This window comes from Paramylibacter kogurei, from assembly GCF_002742285.1.
Classification (GTDB): Bacteria; Pseudomonadota; Alphaproteobacteria; order Rhodobacterales; family Rhodobacteraceae; genus Amylibacter; species Amylibacter kogurei.
The window spans coordinates 165756-181002 of record NZ_MDGM01000007.1; the positions used below are offsets into that span (position 1 = coordinate 165756).

At 49.0% G+C, this 15247-nt stretch carries 15 protein-coding genes and 1 tRNA gene; 7 read left to right on the top strand and 9 right to left on the bottom strand.

Features of this window, described 5'->3' with window-relative positions:
- Nucleotides 1-13: 13 nt before the first annotated feature.
- Nucleotides 14-718 carry an orotate phosphoribosyltransferase gene (locus tag BFP76_RS02905; protein ID WP_099591914.1) on the bottom strand — a complete coding sequence of 235 codons (705 nt, stop codon included), beginning with the start codon at nt 716-718 and terminating at the stop codon, nt 14-16.
- A gap of 104 nt (nt 719-822) precedes the next feature.
- On the opposite strand from BFP76_RS02905, the gene BFP76_RS02910 reads away from it, so the two are divergent.
- Nucleotides 823-2019, top strand: coding sequence for an AMP-binding protein (locus BFP76_RS02910; RefSeq protein WP_099591680.1), 1197 nt, complete (start codon nt 823-825; stop codon nt 2017-2019).
- Nucleotides 2016-3125, top strand: coding sequence for a thiolase family protein (locus BFP76_RS02915; RefSeq protein WP_099591681.1), 1110 nt, complete (start codon nt 2016-2018; stop codon nt 3123-3125). Before BFP76_RS02910 ends, BFP76_RS02915 begins: the two co-directional genes overlap by 4 nt.
- Here the strand turns inward: BFP76_RS02915 and BFP76_RS02920 are convergent.
- The 3 genes from BFP76_RS02920 to BFP76_RS02930 are packed head-to-tail and all read right to left on the bottom strand — an operon-like array spanning nt 3114 to nt 4980.
- Complete coding sequence (locus tag BFP76_RS02920) at nt 3114-3659, bottom strand: biotin transporter BioY (protein WP_099591682.1); 546 nt, start codon at nt 3657-3659, stop codon at nt 3114-3116. The genes BFP76_RS02915 and BFP76_RS02920 overlap by 12 nt on opposite strands.
- Before the next feature lie 9 nt (nt 3660-3668).
- Nucleotides 3669-4277 (bottom strand): energy-coupling factor transporter transmembrane component T family protein, encoded by a 609-nt coding sequence (locus BFP76_RS02925; protein ID WP_099591683.1) that lies wholly within the window; start codon nt 4275-4277, stop codon nt 3669-3671.
- Complete coding sequence (locus BFP76_RS02930; RefSeq protein WP_099591915.1) at nt 4270-4980, bottom strand: energy-coupling factor ABC transporter ATP-binding protein; 711 nt, start codon at nt 4978-4980, stop codon at nt 4270-4272. Before BFP76_RS02930 ends, BFP76_RS02925 begins: the two co-directional genes overlap by 8 nt.
- Before the next feature lie 254 nt (nt 4981-5234).
- Between BFP76_RS02930 and BFP76_RS02935 the strand changes: the two genes are divergently transcribed.
- The 3 genes from BFP76_RS02935 (at nt 5235) to blaOXA (ending at nt 7658) form a co-directional block, all read left to right on the top strand.
- Entirely contained in the window at nt 5235-5480 is a 246-nt protein-coding gene (locus tag BFP76_RS02935) for a hypothetical protein (RefSeq protein WP_099591684.1), read from the top strand.
- Nucleotides 5481-5652: 172 nt separating this feature from the next.
- Nucleotides 5653-6867, top strand: a complete 1215-nt coding sequence (locus BFP76_RS02940) for an MFS transporter (protein ID WP_099591685.1) — start codon at nt 5653-5655, stop codon at nt 6865-6867.
- Entirely contained in the window at nt 6864-7658 is a 795-nt protein-coding gene (gene blaOXA, locus BFP76_RS02945; RefSeq protein WP_099591686.1) for a class D beta-lactamase, read from the top strand. Before BFP76_RS02940 ends, blaOXA begins: the two co-directional genes overlap by 4 nt.
- A gap of 203 nt (nt 7659-7861) precedes the next feature.
- Here the strand turns inward: blaOXA and BFP76_RS02950 are convergent, their stop codons facing one another.
- The 5 genes from BFP76_RS02950 to pdxH form a co-directional block, all read right to left on the bottom strand.
- The gene (locus tag BFP76_RS02950; RefSeq protein ID WP_099591687.1) at nt 7862-11512 is read right to left on the bottom strand and encodes a vitamin B12-dependent ribonucleotide reductase; all 3651 of its coding nucleotides are present in this window, start codon (nt 11510-11512) and stop codon (nt 7862-7864) included.
- A gap of 474 nt (nt 11513-11986) precedes the next feature.
- Nucleotides 11987-12063: transfer RNA gene (locus BFP76_RS02960), tRNA-Pro, on the bottom strand.
- A gap of 54 nt (nt 12064-12117) precedes the next feature.
- Nucleotides 12118-12618 (bottom strand): DUF192 domain-containing protein, encoded by a 501-nt coding sequence (locus BFP76_RS02965; RefSeq protein WP_240513966.1) that lies wholly within the window; start codon nt 12616-12618, stop codon nt 12118-12120.
- Nucleotides 12578-13075, bottom strand: coding sequence for a cold-shock protein (locus BFP76_RS02970; RefSeq protein ID WP_099591690.1), 498 nt, complete (start codon nt 13073-13075; stop codon nt 12578-12580). The genes BFP76_RS02965 and BFP76_RS02970 overlap by 41 nt, the downstream gene beginning before the upstream one ends.
- 104 nt (nt 13076-13179) lie before the next feature.
- Nucleotides 13180-13785 (bottom strand): pyridoxamine 5'-phosphate oxidase, encoded by a 606-nt coding sequence (gene pdxH, locus BFP76_RS02975; RefSeq protein ID WP_099591691.1) that lies wholly within the window; start codon nt 13783-13785, stop codon nt 13180-13182.
- Nucleotides 13786-13923: 138 nt separating this feature from the next.
- Between pdxH and fabI the strand changes: the two genes are divergently transcribed.
- Together fabI and gpt are read left to right on the top strand one after the other, a co-directional pair.
- Nucleotides 13924-14745, top strand: coding sequence for an enoyl-ACP reductase FabI (gene fabI, locus BFP76_RS02980; RefSeq protein ID WP_099591692.1), 822 nt, complete (start codon nt 13924-13926; stop codon nt 14743-14745).
- The gene (gpt, locus tag BFP76_RS02985) at nt 14742-15245 is read left to right on the top strand and encodes a xanthine phosphoribosyltransferase (protein ID WP_099591693.1); all 504 of its coding nucleotides are present in this window, start codon (nt 14742-14744) and stop codon (nt 15243-15245) included. The genes fabI and gpt overlap by 4 nt, the downstream gene beginning before the upstream one ends.
- Nucleotides 15246-15247 lie beyond the last annotated feature (2 nt).

The following is a 15247-nucleotide window of genomic DNA, read 5'->3' on the forward strand; positions in this document are numbered from 1 at the left end:
CCGCGCGTGCCGATTATTTCGAAACAGGTAATTCAGAAACACCGCCATGTGCCGCTGACCATTCCAGCGGCGCATTCAAAAATGCCTCCACCTGATCCAATTTATCGGCACTGAATTTGCCCTGATCGCGCGCAACCTTCAAAACATCCCACCACGTAACCAAATAATGCAGCTTCAACCCATTTTCGGCCAGCATTTCATGGGTGTTCTTGAAAATATCGTAATAAAACACAACCAATGTATGGTCACATTTCGCACCCGCTTTGCGGATAGCCTCGGCAAACATTAATTTTGACCCGCCATCGGTGGTCAAGTCTTCCACCAACAATACACGCTGATCTTCGGAAATATCACCCTCAATCTGTGCATCGCGGCCATAACCTTTGGGTTTTTTGCGCACATATTGCATGGGCAACCCCATCCGCTCGGAAATCCACGCGGCAAAAGGAATACCCGCTGTTTCACCACCTGCGGCGGCATCAAATTGTTCAAATCCAACATCGCGATACAATGTTGCCACCGCAAAATCCATCAACGCGGACCGGATACGCGGATAGCTGATCAATTTGCGACAATCAATATAAACGGGTGATGCCAAACCAGAGGCAAATTTATAAGGCTCTTCTGGTCGAAACTTGACTGCATCAATTTCAAGCAACATCGATGCCGCCAATTCGGCCATTACGGTTTTTTCGGGGAACGTGTTTGGAAATGTCATCGGATTGTCCTGCTGTTTGCGCTCCACAGGGTTTAGCCAGATTCGCCCGCGCTGCCAAGGCTGTGATTGCACCTGATTGCCGCGCGGTTTAGACATTTATCACCATGACAATTAATTTGACCACAAAACCGATGCGATGGGCACAGAATATACCGCTTCAATCGGGGTATGCTTTGTGGGCGAATGCACTGGCGCGGGAAGTGTATGTGGTGATTTGCTTGCGCGATCCCATACATGCGATGGCTGCATTCTTTGGGGTTTTGTCCACTGGGCGTATGTGTGGCGTTGCCAGTGTTGAGATTGCGCAAAACCTATCCGATGAATTCGTGATATTGGATACGCCCTGTGCTCCCTCTTCTACTCCGCTGCCCGAACATGAATCAACGCATTTCATCACATTTAGCGGTGGTACTACAGGCACGCCCAAGGCCATTTTACGCCGCACCAAAAGCTGGATTTACAGCTTTGAACGCCAAGGTATCACAACATCGGATCGCGTGGCGGTATTGGGTGATCTTTCACATTCGCTTGCGTTTTATGGCGCGACAGAGGCTGCGAATATTGGCGCTCAAATCGCATTCCTGACACCGCGCAGCGATCTTTCAAAATACGATATCAACGTCATTTACGCCACCCCGACACAGCTTAAACTTCTGTGCAAACACATCGAAACACACCCCAATGTCACATCCATTTTCATTGGTGGTGGTGCGTTAAATGCAACCGGTCATGAATTGATCACCCGTCATTTTCCAAATGCGAAAATACGCGTTTTTTATGGCGCGGCGGAAACCAGTTTTATCACCATCAGTGACGCCAACACGCCCCTTGGATCGGTTGGCAAACCTTATGCTGGCGTCACGGTGCAAATCCGCGACGGTGGCATCTTCGTACACAGCCCGATGATCGGTGAACGTTATCTTTCATCAGATCAAATAATCGCTGGCAGTGATGGTTTTGTTGATGTTGGCGAGCTTGGCCATTTTGATGACGCGGGAAATTTGTTTATCACAGGGCGGCGTGATCGCGCCGTGAATATCGCAGATCAACTTGTACATCTTGATGACATTGAACGTGCCATTTTGGCGATTGGCAGCATCGAACATGTTGCTGTTGTCGCCCTGCCCGATGTGTTGCGTGGGCATCAACTTGCCTGTGCGATTATGGGGAATGGGCGGGTGCGGGGTGTAAAACATCTGTCTGCACGATGTATATTCACGCTGAACGATTGGCCAATCTTGCCATCGGGGAAAACCGATTATCGCCGCATCACTGCGATGATCAAGGATCGAATGACATGAGCAAAAACGCCTATATCATCGCGGCAAAGCGAAGCGCGGTTATGGCGCAAAATGGTGCCTTTGCCGATATCGCATTGCATGATTTGGCTGCACCAGTGATCCGTGCTTGTTTGCATGAAACGCCGATTGAATCCAACCAGATTGATGAAATCATTCTGTCCAATGCGCTTTATGGTGGGGGTAATCCTGCACGTATGGCGGCCCAAGCGGCCGGTTTGCCAAATGCGGTGGCCGGTTTAACAATTGATCGCCAATGCGTTGGTGGTTTGGATGCAATATTGCTCGCAGCCCGGATGATCCAATCGGGCCACGCCAACGCAATTATCGCCGGTGGCGCTGAAAGTGCATCCATGCGCCCCATTCGTATGGTACAAGGTAAAAACGGTGCGCCACCCATCCCATATGATCGCCCCGCGTTTAGCCCCTTTTCAGACCAGGACCCAGATCTGCATGTGGCAGCAAACGCATTGAATATTTCGCGTATGCGCCAAGATAACTGGGCAATGAACAGCCATGCAAAGGCAATGGCAAACCGCACAGAATTACGACGTGAAATTGTACCCATCGGACAAACGACCCAAATTGATGATGGGTTTACCCGCGCATTGTCCCAAACCCTGTGCCAACGTGCAAAACCGATCGTGGGTGATGTGACCGCCGCCAATACCGCAATCAATGCAGATGCAGCGGCGTTTGTTTTGGTTGTATCCGAACAGATGCTAAAATCGCTGGGCAATCCACGCGCATTGAACATCATTGGTGGTGTCACATTGGGCGGTGATTCATCCCAACCTGCACTGGTCCCCATTGATGCGATTAACGCAACGCTTGCATCCATTGGCCTATCGCCACAAGACATTACCCAATCTGAAATTATGGAGGCTTACGCCGCGCAAACAATTGCCTGTGTTGATGGCGCGGGATTAAACCCAGATACGGTAAATATCAAAGGGGGCGCATTGGCGCGTGGACATCCAATCGGGGCATCAGGCGCAATTTTGGCAGTGCGATTATTTCACGATTTGACACAAAAAAATAGCGGCACAGGATTGGCCGCCATTGCCGCCGCTGGCGGATTGGGTACCGCGTTGGTGTTAGGTTCTTGACATCACCGCATTCGGGCGTGCTTTGTATATCGCCTGTGTCGCAATGCCTGCCAGCAGTGCCTTCACCGCATCGCCTGGAATGAACGCTGTGACCAGAAGCAAAGCTTCTGCAAATGTTTTTTCCAGCTTCCATGCCAATCCCAAAACACCCAAAATATACAAAACAACCACGCCACCGATGATTGATCCAATCACACCAACGATCATGATATTCATATCTTTGGCGCGTTCGACGACCAGTCCTGTCACAAATGCCGCAATCGGAAAGCCAAGGAAAAATCCAACCGATGGTGATTGAATTGCTTCTAACCCATTGCGACCGCCTGCCAAAATTGGCAAGCCAACGATGGCAAGCCCGACAAATAACAACGCCGCCAAAAATCCACGTTTTGCACCCAAAACGGTACCCGCCAACATCACACCCAATGATTGCGCCGTGATTGGCACGCCAAATCCAAGCGTAAGTTTTGGTAACAAACCCAGCACCGCAATCAGTGCCGCGAATAGCGCAATAAAAGTAAGATTCCGTTCCATTTTTGTCCCTTAATGGTGCGATGTCACGCCGCCACGTGCGCGCAAAGCCTCTGATATATGTTCTGCGTCGTCAATTGCCACAAAACATAGCGGGAGCACAACCCGCCATCCAACACGTTTGGGGCTGCGTGCACGCCAAGACATGGCAATATCAGAACTTTTTTGAAATAAAACAGGGGTAAAGCGGATGACCATCGCAAAGGCCAACGCAATGGATCGCGTATTAATCCCCAGCATTTTTAGCGGCGACAACAACACCATCACAACCCCAATCATATCGTCCAGCCGCGTTGTCATGGTCACAAAATTTGCCAACCCGACCAGCGCAAACATTTTTAATGTGATGCGCACACCTTCGCCTGTTTGCCCCGTCAACACATGATAGATCAGCAAAATCGCCATCATCCACGCCAAAGGTTTTAGCATTTTTAAACCCTGCGCACAGGCCATCGCGCCAAGTGTAAGGTATAAAGAGCTTACGATGCCCACAATCGACAGCAATATCGTGATATCGCGCACAGGAAACATCGCAAACGAAATCACAACCAAAAACGCGAGCTTTATCCATGCAGGGATACGATGCGCCCAACTTATCACGGGTAAAGTCAGGCTAAGCATCCGTTTCCCCTGCACGCGTTGTCATCTCGGCGATATATTTGGGAATGATATCTGACGGTTTCCCATCACCTGCAATTTCGCCGTGATCCAACCAGATCACACGATCAAAATCCGCCAAAACATCCATATCATGGGTGATCAACACCACCTGCTGTTCCAACGCATCGATGCTGCGATGCAATTGGATGGATGTTGGCAAATCCAACCCGGCATAGGGTTCATCGAATACCAACAATTTAGGCTGCATCACCAAGACCGATAACAGGCACAGAAAATGGCGCTGACCTTGGGATAAATCATGGGTAGAACGGCTGGCCCAATCGGCGCGCCCAAATCGCGCTAAAATTTCAAGTGCTGCGCGGCGTGCTTTTTCCTTGGATTGGCCCAGTTGGGTTAACCCAAATGCAATTTCTTCTTCGCAGGTGGGGAAAATGATTTGGTGATCCGGGTTTTGAAACAACATCCCAACGGTTTTTAACGCCGCCTTGCGATCCTTCCAAATATCAACACCATGCACACGCAATTCACCCGAATTGATCTGCAACAGACCCAAAATCACCCGTGCAAGCGTGGATTTACCTGAACCATTCGCTCCGATCAGACCGATACGTTTTTCATCCGCGTGAAATGAAACATTATTCAATACCGCTTTGCCGTGCACCGACAAAACCACATTTTCAAGCGCTAGCCCACTCGTTTCCATTCTCGCACCCAAACCTTTTGTCTTTGCAATTATCACCATTGCATCGAAAATACAGTGCAAAAGTTTCGCGTATTTAAATCGTGTTAAGGTACTGACAACCCATTCAAAACAATCTAAAAGCGAAGTTAAGGCATTTAATATTCACAACACTGAAATTTTAAAACAAATTAACAAAAACCGCCTTTAAAAATGAAATTAAATTTCCATATGGAAACTACACAAGGGGTGATTTTATTATTTTAGGAGTAACAAGTATGGGTCGAATTTCATTCACCACAATCAGAGCACTTTTGCCGATTTTCGCCGCATCCGTTTTGATGGTTGTATTGGTGCCTTTCGTTGTTATTAATGACAATACCTTGGCCAGCATGATGGCAATTTCAGGGTTTATGGCGGTGGGGCTTGCATTAACATTAGTATATCATCAAATTCAGCACAGTGATTTGATTGCTCAAATCACCAAGGCTTCAAAGGATCGCGCGAAAGCGCAGAACAGTTAAGGTTCTTTCGCTCTTTCAACCGTTTACCCCCCCCAAACGGTTGTTCGCTCAAGAGCTGGGACCTGGCAACGCCCAGAGACTACGATATCCTAGTGTCGTTTCTCTGGGCGTTTCTTTTGGCAGGGATAAAATCAGCATTGGTCTTTGACGCGATTTCCCCTAGACCAGAATCATGAACCTAGCCGCATTACGACATTCTGATTTTCGCCTATATTTTTTGGGCGGCGCATGTGCGGTGAATGGCATGTGGATTTTGCGCGTGGTCATCGGCTGGCTTGCATGGGATCTGACCCATTCCGCTGGTTTTGTTGGTGTCATCGCCAGCCTATCCATGTTTCCAACATTGTTCAGCGGCCCATTTTTTGGCGTCTGGGTGGATCGCGCCAATATTAAGGTTGCAAATTACCTAACCAATATTGGCATGATGTGCTGTACCCTTGCGCTGTTATTGGCCAGCCTGTTTGGATTTGCCACACCAATATTGCTTGGCGCGGTGGCGCTTGCGGTTGGGATCGTGGCATCAGCGCATCATCCTGTGCGTTTGTCGATGGCGCCACGATTGGTGGAACGCCATGACGTAAGCTCTGTTGTGGCGCTGGCCGCAATTAATTTTAACGTCGCGCGGTTAATCGGCCCTGCCATTGGTGGTATTTTAATCGAACTGGTGGGCATTCCGATCACCCTTATGGTGACGCTGGTTCTATACCTACCAAGCCTTGCAATCATTCACCGACTACAACCGCGCAATGCTCCACAATCCGCACCAGAAAGTTTCTTCACCGCATTTCAAACAGGATTGAAATACATTGCAAACCGTCCCAGCATCATATCCGCGCTGGTATTGATTTCGGTTATGTCATTTTCTGTGCGCGGTACGATGGAACTGCTGCCCGTGATTGCCGATGGCATGTTTGCGCGCGGCGCGGTTGGTTTTGGACAGATGACATCCGCAATTGGTGCGGGGTCGCTGATCTCTGCTTTGCTCAAAGGGTTGGGAAACGCCAAGCCCATTACCGTTATCAATCCCATCACAATGGCCATCGCCCTTGTCGCAATGATATTTGTGGCCATTTTGGGCAATACCCAATCGTGGGGCGTTGCGATTATCGCGGTGTCGATCTTGGGGTTTTGCGCAACGCATATGGGTGTAACACTGCAAGCGTCAATTCAAACCGATCTGCCCGATAATATGCGTGGGCGCGTCATGAGCATTTGGGTCGTTGTTGCCATGTCTGTCACCGCATTGGGTGCGGTTGTTCTGGGCGCGATTGCAGAAATTTCATCACTTTCAACAACGGCAACAATAAACGGGGGATTTGGCATTTTCGCCTTAATTGCCATCGCGTTGTTTTATTATCGCGCAAAGCGCAAGAAAATCGCCTCATGAAAATGGTCACAGCAACAATTTTGATTGCACTATCAACCACGAAAGCGGCGATGGGCGATACGCTTTGTCAATTGATAGCCAACCATAATACGGGTGAGGTTATCCGCGAAACCGGTGGTTGTGATCAACGATATACGCCCGCATCCACATTCAAAATACCACTTGCCGTGATGGGGTTTGATGCCGGGTTTTTGATTGATGCACAAACGCCCAGCATCCCATATCGCGATGGATATGTTGCCTGGGGTGGTGCCAATTGGAAAACCAACACAACGCCTGCGCGTTGGTTGCAATATTCCGTGGTCTGGTATTCCCAGAAAATCGCTAAATCATTGGGACAAGCACGCATCGAACAATACGCCCGCGATTTTGGATTTGGCAACGCTGATCTGTCTGGCGACGTGGACAAAAACAACGGGTTGGAACGGGGTTGGATCAATTCATCATTGCAAATATCTCCGCGTGAACAGGTACAGTTTTTATCAAAACTGATTGCCTATGATCTCCCCGTGGATCGGGGCGCGATTGAAAAAACCTTGGCAATCGTCACTGAATTTCCCGCCAATCACGGCTGGCAGGTCTGGGGTAAAACTGGTTCTGCATATCCGCGCAAATCATCGGGTGGGTTTGATTATGATCGCGGCTGGGGCTGGTTTGTTGGCTGGGCAAAACGCGGTGAAACCACACTTGTCTTTGCGCATCTGACACAGGATGAAAAACGCCAAAACGTGTCCGTGGCCAAACGCACACGTGCGGCGATGATAAAAGCGATTGAATCGCTGCCCCGCTGACACCCAAAATTCAGACAAAAAAATAGGGGGATCGAAATCCCCCTAGTTAGATTTTCAGGCTCATCGTTGTACTGCTCGGTACCGATCTATGCCTGCGGCCTGAAAACGCTGGGGCGAGCGCACCCGCCCCGAACCTTGTTTCACGGTGATATTCACCGCGTATTCGTCGCATGCCCCGCCATTAGATCGGGGCATGCTGATGCTTAGCTACAACCGCTTGTCGCGCCGCAGGTGTTACACTTCATACAGGTGCCATTGCGCACCAAAGTGTAATTCCCACAATCGCCACATGCGTCCCCTTCATAGCCTTGCATTTTTGCTTTGGCACGTTCGTCCAATTTTGGCATGGCTGCTGTTTCCACAACGGCGGCGGCAACGGCTTCTGTTGCGACGGACTCGGTGGCAACGCCTGTGTCACCTGTGAACAATTGTGATTGTCCACCTTGCAGCACCATCAATTCTTGTGGCAAACGCTTGCGCAGATAACCCGATGATGACACTTGTTTGATCACTGCCAGGTTTTCTTCGGACGGGTTTTGCACATTTGATGCACCCTCTTCCACACCACGACCCAATGTGTCAAAGCTCTCGCCTTCTGGCTTCACATGCGCAAGGTCTGTGCGATCCAAATATGACACGGCCAATTCGCGGAAAATGTAATCCAAAACGGATGTCGCATTTTTGATGCTGTCGTTGCCCTGAACCATGCCAGCGGGATCGAAACGTGTGAATGTGAACGCATCAACGAATTCTTCCAATGGCACACCGTATTGAAGCCCAACAGAAACCGCGATGGCAAAGTTGTTCATCATGGCGCGGAAACCCGCACCCTCTTTGTGCATATCAATGAAAATCTCACCGATTTTGCCGTCTTCATATTCACCAGTGCGCAAGTAAACCTTGTGCCCACCAACGATGGCCTTTTGGGTGTAACCCTTGCGGCGCTCTGGCAGTTTTTCACGGCTGCGTTTTTGCACCTCTTTGATCACGATTTTCTCGACAATCTTTTCAGCCAAGATTTGTGCGCGATCCCCTGCAGGTGCGTCCATCAACGCTTCTTCGATGTCGTCATCATCATCTTCGATCAATGCACCAGACAATGGTTGTGACAATTTCGATCCATCACGATAAAGCGCGTTTGCCTTTACCCCCAATGACCAAGACAATTCATATGCCGCTTGGCATTCTTCGATTGTTGCATCATTTGGCATGTTGATGGTTTTTGAAATCGCACCAGAGATAAACGATTGGGCCGCTGCCATCATGGTGATGTGGCTGTCCACGGACAAATAGCGTGTCCCGATTTTGCCACATGCATTGGCGCAATCAAACACACCGTAATGCTCTTCTTTCAGATGCGGAGCACCTTCCAGTGTCATCGTACCACAAATGTGATTATTCGCGGCCTCAACTTGTTTTTTGCTAAACCCAAGATGTGTCAGCAAATCAAATGATGGGTCGTTCAACAATGCCGTTGGAATGCCCAATGTGCCTTTGCAGAAATCTTCGCCCAATGTCCATTGGTTGAACACGAAACGAATATCAAATGCTGTTGGCAATGCCGCTTCGATTTTATCCAATTCCGCCTTGCCAAAACCATGGCCTGTCAGCGTGGTGTGGTTAATGTCAGGCGCATTGCCCATGGAACCATGACCCACCGCATATGAAACGATTTCCTCGGAATGTGCCGTGCCATAGCCAAGTTTTGCCAATGCCGCAGGAACCGATTGGTTGATGATTTTGAAATAACCACCACCGGCCAATTTTTTGAATTTCACCAATGCAAAATCTGGCTCGATCCCTGTGGTGTCACAATCCATAACCAGACCGATTGTACCTGTTGGCGCGATAACAGACACCTGTGCGTTGCGATAGCCATGCTGTTCGCCCAGCGCGACTGCTTCCTCCCAGACGGTTTTGGATAATTCGGACAAGATTTTATCAGGACAGTTTTTGTGATCCAGTGCAACTGGTTTCACCTCCAACCCCTCGTAGCCTGCTTTTTTGCCAAATGCCGCACGTTTGTGGTTACGCATAACACGCAACATATGCTGTGCGTTTTTCGCATATCCTGGGAATGGCCCCAACTCTTTGGCCATTTCGGCGGATGTTGCATATGACACACCTGTCATGACAGCGGTCAACGCACCACATAATGCACGCCCTTCATCACTGTCGTATGAAAAGCCCATGTTCATCAACAAGCCACCGATATTGGCGTAACCCAGACCCAATGTACGGAATTTATATGAACGCTCTGCAATTTCAGGTGATGGGAATTGTGCCATCAAAACAGACACTTCCAATGTCATTGTCCACAAACGACAGGCGTGCATGTAATCGTCGGCCATGAACGTGTCGTTTTGATAGAATTTCAACAGGTTCATGGATGCAAGGTTACAGGCCGTATCATCAAGGAACATATATTCAGAACACGGGTTCGAACCACGGATCGCGCCGTCTTCTGGGCATGTGTGCCACGCGTTGATTGTGTCGTGATATTGCACACCCGGATCGGCACATGCCCATGCCGCGTGGCCAACTTCTTCCCACAGATCGCGTGCTTTGACCGTTTTGGCAACTTTGCCATCGGTGCGGCGGATCAATTCCCAATCGGCGTCTGCTTTGACTGCTTTCAAAAACGCATCTGTGACGCGCACAGAGTTGTTTGAATTTTGCCCAGCAACGGTCACGTATGCCTCTGAATCCCAATCGGTGTCATATGTTGGGAATTCAATGGATGAATAACCTTGGCGTGCGTATTGCAACACTCGGTTTACATATGTTTCCGGGATCATTGATTTTTTCGCGGATTTAATTGCCGCTTTCAATGCTGCGTTTGATTTAGGATCAAATGCGCCGTCCTCTGCACCATCCCATGTGCGGATCGCTTCAAAAATTTCGTTCAATTTCACTTCGTGCAATTTTGAACCGGCAACAAGGGATGCAACCTTTTGCTCTTCTTTCACTTTCCAGCTGATGAATTCTTCTACATCTGGGTGGTCCATATCACAGATCACCATTTTTGCAGCGCGGCGTGTTGTGCCACCCGACTTGATGGCGCCGGCGGCCCTGTCCCCAATTTTCAGGAAGGACATCAAGCCAGATGATTTACCGCCGCCGCCAAGCGACTCGTTCGCACCACGCAGGGAGGAAAAGTTGGTGCCAGTGCCCGAGCCGTATTTAAACAGACGTGCTTCGCGCACCCACAAATCCATGATGCCACCGTCGTTCACCAAATCATCACCAACAGATTGGATGAAACACGCGTGTGGCTGTGGATGTTCATAAGAGCTGGTCGATTTTGTCAGCTCGCCTGTTTTGTAGTCAACGTAATGGTGCCCTTGTGATGGGCCATCAATGCCATATGCCCAGTGCAAACCTGTGTTAAACCACTGTGGGCTGTTTGGTGCGGCCATTTGGTTGGCCAACATGAAACGCATTTCATCGTAATAGGCACGCGCATCTGATTCAGAATCAAACATGCCACCTTTCCAACCCCAATATGCCCAAGCACCTGCAAGACGATCGAACACTTGTTTGGATGATGTTTCACCAGAATACACATCGCCTGATTTAACTTGCTTGCCGTCCGCTGGTGCAGAGCGCCACAAAAATTCTGGAACGTCGTCTTCTTTGATTTTCACCAAATCCGCGGATACGCCCGCTTTGCGGAAATATTTCTGTGCAATCACATCAGCGGCGACCTGGCTCCATGATTCTGGAACTTCTACATCGTCCAAAGAAAAAACCACAGACCCGTCAGGGTTGCGGATTTCAGACGTAGTTTTGTGAAATGCGATATCTGCGTATGCGTCTTTGTTTTCTTGCGTAAAACGACGTTCAATTTTCATTGCTGCCCCTATTGGTCACTAATATTGCCCGCGACTCCAGCGTCGTTAACCGACGTCTTAGCCCCCTTGGCGGTTTCAAATAATTGCGCACCACTTGTTGTGATACACCAGATGTTGTGTTTGCGTTTGCTGCCTGCACAAAGTGTACGATCACGTTGAATCGGTCAACGGAAATATTCAGATTTTTTCAAGATTTTGTTATTGACAGAAACCTATCCACAAGATGCGGTGAACGAATTAGCAACGGGACGTAAACGTCAGTTAAAATTTAGTGAATGTTTTAGCAGGGATAGCAATTTGATGGGCAAAACCGACAACAGTTATCAACATGTTGTGGTTGAATCACAGTTTTTTAGAATATCCGCAAACCGTAACACTTTGATGACAATTCATTGGCGCAAAAGTCATTCCAAAAGCAAAAAATCACAGTGAACATATTGCGTGATGCAACGGTTCAACTGTGATTTTTGAAAATGGTCGGGACGGCTGGATTCGAACCAACGACCCCTTGTACCCAAAACAAGTGCGCTACCAGACTGCGCCACGCCCCGACTGATGCAGCGTTTACAAAACTCCTGCAGGATTGAAAAGCCCTAAAACGCGCCTTATTGCATTTCCTTGCATGGCCAGGCGGCAAATTCATTTAAAATTGACGGGTGCTGGATTTCTGCGCCCTCAGGAATACGTAATTTCGCCGCCATACCACCATTAATTTCCAAAACATATTGAATCGATTCACCTCCATAAATGCTGGTGCGATCCAATGGCACGGCATTTTCATGGATATGTTGCAAACGCCCTGCGGAATCAAAAAACAACATGTCGAGAGGGATCAATGTGTTTTCCATCCAAAATGCCACGGGTTGTGGGCGATCATATACAAATAACATACCAGAATATCGCGCCATCGATTCACGATGCATCAACCCTTGTGCGCGTTCTTCGACTGTATCCACCACTTCGGATTGAAAACGCACTGCGCCCCCATCCCAACGCAGGTTTACAACATCAACTGTACATGTTTTTGCAAATGCCGCGCTGGTTAAACACAGCGCGATAAAGATGCTAGCGAGGGGCGGCAAAATCCCAAGGGCGGACTTCGACAACCATTTTGCCCCGAGGGCCATCCGAAATTTTAATCGCAATTGCTTCACCTTGTTGTAACTCTGCCATGCCATAAGCGCGTAGCACTTCTACATGTAAGAATATATCATCAGATGAACCAAAGACATTCACAAATCCGAAACCTTTGGTTTTATCAAACCATTTTGCACGGGCGGCCAATAATGGCAGTGCGGAAAAATCACCTTGCGGGATTTGCATATCGCTCTGCACAGATTGCGCATCAGGCAAATCCAGCGAGATGATCTTGGTCACCTGTTGCCCACGTTCCGTTTCAACGGTCTGTGCAACAATCACCGAATTTTCTACAACCGAGCTTAACCCGAAATCACGCAGCACATTTGCGTGTAACAAGATGTCCGCCCCACCTTGGTCATCAACAACAAAGCCAAACCCTTTGGCGGTGTCGAACCACTTTATCTTACCAGTCTTCTGTATCATTTCACCGAAATCCCCTTGCGCCCGTTTTAAGACTAAAACCAGTCAAAGTGCACGGAATTTTTTTGAATTTACTTAAATTTATTAGAATATCAAAGAATTGACGCCTATGGGTTGAGGCGTTGAATGTTCCATTCGTCTTTGACATTGCCTCGTTTCCATAAAAAACGGTCATGCAAACGGTTCGCACCATCGGCCCAAAATTCAATTTCTTGCGGGGTAATACAATACCCACCCCAATGTGGTGGGCGTTTGGGGTCGCCACCATGTTCGCGGCGCATCGCATCGACACGTTTTTGCAATGTTTCGCGGCTTTCCAAGGGGCGCGATTGCGCGCTGGCCCAGGCGCCGATGCGGCTGGCCACGGATCGCGATTCATAATATGCATCCGCCGCTGCGTTATCAAATTTTTCAATTGTGCCACGCACGCGGATTTGGCGACGCAGTGATTTCCAGTGGATAACAAATGCAGCTTTGCCCGCTGATTCCAGCTCTTGCGCCTTTGCGCTTTCGTAATTTGTGTAAAATACGAATCCATCATCGGTGATGTCTTTCAACAAAACCACACGCACATTTGGCATGCCCGTGCTGTCCACCGTCGACAGCGCCATTGCGTTGGGATCGTTGGGCTCCACATCGCGCGCCTCTGCCAGCCAATCCTTGACCAATTCGAACGGATTTTCGCCCGCAAAAATCCCAGCTCTGTCCGACATGCATGATCTCCATCTTTTCGCGATTATAGCTTTAGGTTTGTTACCACAATGCGACAAGTGCAAAATTGACACTAGAATGCTTGATGCAGCGGGTCGCATGAATTAAACCAGTGCAAACACAAACGAAAAGGTCAAAATATGAGCAAAGGCATAATGGATGGCAAACGCGGCTTGATTATGGGCGTCGCCAACAAACAGTCCATCGCATGGGGCATTGCACAGGCTTGTCACGAACAAGGTGCCGAAATGGCGTTTTCATATCAGGGCGAAGCATTGGGCAAACGCGTACTGCCATTGGCAGAAAGCATCGGCTGTGACACCGTTTTAGAATGTGACGTTACCAATGCGGAATCCATCGACGCATTATTCGCCGCATTAGAGAAAAAATGGGGCAAGTTGGACTTTGTCGTTCACGCCATTGGCTTTTCCGACAAAAACGAATTGCGCGGGCGCTATGTCGACACCAGTGCGGAAAATTTCCGCATGACCATGGATATTTCTGTTTATTCATTCACCGCCATTGCCCAGCGCGCCGAAAAAATGATGCCTGATGGTGGCTCATTGCTCACCCTCACCTATTACGGTGCGGAAATGGTGATGCCGCATTATAATGTCATGGGCATTGCTAAGGCCGGATTGGAAGCATCCGTTAAATATATGGCGATGGATTTGGGTCCGAAAAACATTCGCGTGAATGCGCTGTCTGCGGGGCCGATTAAAACATTGGCTGCATCTGGCATTGGTGATTTCCGCTATATCCTGAAATGGAACGAATTGAATTCACCACTGCGCCGCAATGTATCCACCGCGGATGTTGGTAAATCTGCGATGTATCTGTTGTCAGATCTGTCATCTGGCGTGACGGGCGAAAACCTGCACGTTGATGCGGGTTATCACGTGGTGGGCATGAAGGCCGAAGATGCCCCCGACATTGACGTCGTTACAGGACGTAAAGAATGACAACACAGCTCCCCCATGAAAAAGGTTTCCACGTAAGCTGGGATCAACTTCACCGCGACAGCCGCGCATTGGCATGGCGACTGGATGGCAAAGGTCCCAATGATGGCGAATGGAAAGCAGTTGTTGCCATCACACGTGGTGGCATGGCCCCTGCAATGATTGTGGCGCGTGAATTGGATATCCGCACTGTTGATACCATCAGCGTGAAATCATACGACCACCAAGATCAATCATCCAAGGCAACCGTGTTAAAATCACCAGATGCCGAATTGGTTGGCGATGGTACAGGTGTGTTGGTGATCGACGATCTGGTCGACAGTGGCAAAACACTGGAAGTGGTGCGTGAAATGTTGCCAAACGCGCATTTCGCCACTGTTTACGCCAAACCAAAGGGACGCCCACAGGTGCAAAGCTTTATCACCGAAGTATCCCAAGATACGTGGATCTTCTTTCCTTGGGATATGGCATTGCAATATGTCGAACCTTATCGCGGACGTTAAAC

What these genes read in the sequence shown, in the direction of transcription:
- BFP76_RS02925 (WP_099591683.1), bottom strand. Translation starts at nt 4,277, where the DNA reads ATGCTTAGCCTGACTTTACCCGTGATAAGTTGGGCGCATCGTATCCCT.
- fabI (WP_099591692.1), top strand. Translation starts at nt 13,924, where the DNA reads ATGAGCAAAGGCATAATGGATGGCAAACGCGGCTTGATTATGGGCGTC.
- BFP76_RS02905 (WP_099591914.1), bottom strand. Translation starts at nt 718, where the DNA reads ATGACATTTCCAAACACGTTCCCCGAAAAAACCGTAATGGCCGAATTG.
- gpt (WP_099591693.1), top strand. Translation starts at nt 14,742, where the DNA reads ATGACAACACAGCTCCCCCATGAAAAAGGTTTCCACGTAAGCTGGGAT.
- BFP76_RS02930 (WP_099591915.1), bottom strand. Translation starts at nt 4,980, where the DNA reads ATGGAAACGAGTGGGCTAGCGCTTGAAAATGTGGTTTTGTCGGTGCAC.
- BFP76_RS02970 (WP_099591690.1), bottom strand. Translation starts at nt 13,075, where the DNA reads ATGATACAGAAGACTGGTAAGATAAAGTGGTTCGACACCGCCAAAGGG.
- BFP76_RS02920 (WP_099591682.1), bottom strand. Translation starts at nt 3,659, where the DNA reads ATGGAACGGAATCTTACTTTTATTGCGCTATTCGCGGCACTGATTGCG.
- BFP76_RS02940 (WP_099591685.1), top strand. Translation starts at nt 5,653, where the DNA reads ATGAACCTAGCCGCATTACGACATTCTGATTTTCGCCTATATTTTTTG.
- BFP76_RS02950 (WP_099591687.1), bottom strand. Translation starts at nt 11,512, where the DNA reads ATGAAAATTGAACGTCGTTTTACGCAAGAAAACAAAGACGCATACGCA.
- pdxH (WP_099591691.1), bottom strand. Translation starts at nt 13,785, where the DNA reads ATGTCGGACAGAGCTGGGATTTTTGCGGGCGAAAATCCGTTCGAATTG.
- BFP76_RS02935 (WP_099591684.1), top strand. Translation starts at nt 5,235, where the DNA reads ATGGGTCGAATTTCATTCACCACAATCAGAGCACTTTTGCCGATTTTC.
- BFP76_RS02910 (WP_099591680.1), top strand. Translation starts at nt 823, where the DNA reads ATGACAATTAATTTGACCACAAAACCGATGCGATGGGCACAGAATATA.
- blaOXA (WP_099591686.1), top strand. Translation starts at nt 6,864, where the DNA reads ATGAAAATGGTCACAGCAACAATTTTGATTGCACTATCAACCACGAAA.
- BFP76_RS02915 (WP_099591681.1), top strand. Translation starts at nt 2,016, where the DNA reads ATGAGCAAAAACGCCTATATCATCGCGGCAAAGCGAAGCGCGGTTATG.